Source organism: Hominimerdicola alba 8, from assembly GCF_000178155.2.
Classification (GTDB): Bacteria; Bacillota; Clostridia; order Oscillospirales; family Ruminococcaceae; genus Hominimerdicola; species Hominimerdicola alba_C.
In genome coordinates this window covers 1-635 of the sequence record NZ_ADKM02000004.1, presented here as the reverse complement: position 1 = coordinate 635, position 635 = coordinate 1, and the positions used below count along the sequence as shown (strand labels likewise).

At 38.3% G+C, this 635-nt stretch carries 1 pseudogene; it reads right to left on the bottom strand.

Features of this window, described 5'->3' with window-relative positions:
• Positions 1–635 (bottom strand): annotated as a pseudogene (locus CUS_RS00035) (RNA-guided endonuclease TnpB family protein); the annotation flags it as partial.

Sequence of the window (635 nt, the reverse complement as noted above, 5' to 3'; positions counted from 1 at the left end):
ATGTCCTATTCTTCCGTCTCCGCATACAGCAGCCTGTTTCTTCAGAGCATTTCTTCTTGCTTCTATACGGTTTCTGAATTCGATCAGTTCATCACCGGAGATCGCAAGTCTATCCTTTTCTCCGGATATTGAAGCGTATATAGGGTAATAAACTCCTAAATTCACGCCCAATATCTTATTTTTATCCAACTCTTTCGTTTCAGTTTTATCGAACGAGTAGCAAAGATTTAAAAACCACTGACCTTTCTTTTTGTTCCAGATGAGCTTACTTGAACTTATGCTGTATACTTCATCATAGCAGCGTTCAAGGATCGTTCTTGTTGAATTATCCTTTACGGTTATCTTAAATCTGAAATCACTGATATTATAACATTTAACGCCTGCTTTATTAAGCAGGGTAAGAGTGATGTAATAGGTGTTCGTATCCTTATCGTATTCCAGAACTATACATTTTTTCTGGACATCAAGAGGCTGATCTGCTTTGTAGCTTAAGACGCTCTTATCGCCTCTAAGTAGATCTTTCAGGCTTGTTTTGAAGGCGCCGCTGGCAGCTCTCAGAGTTGTACACAGGTTGCCTGAATGCAGTTTATATTTCTTACTGCATTTAGAATAAATGAAACCATCAAGACTGTAAT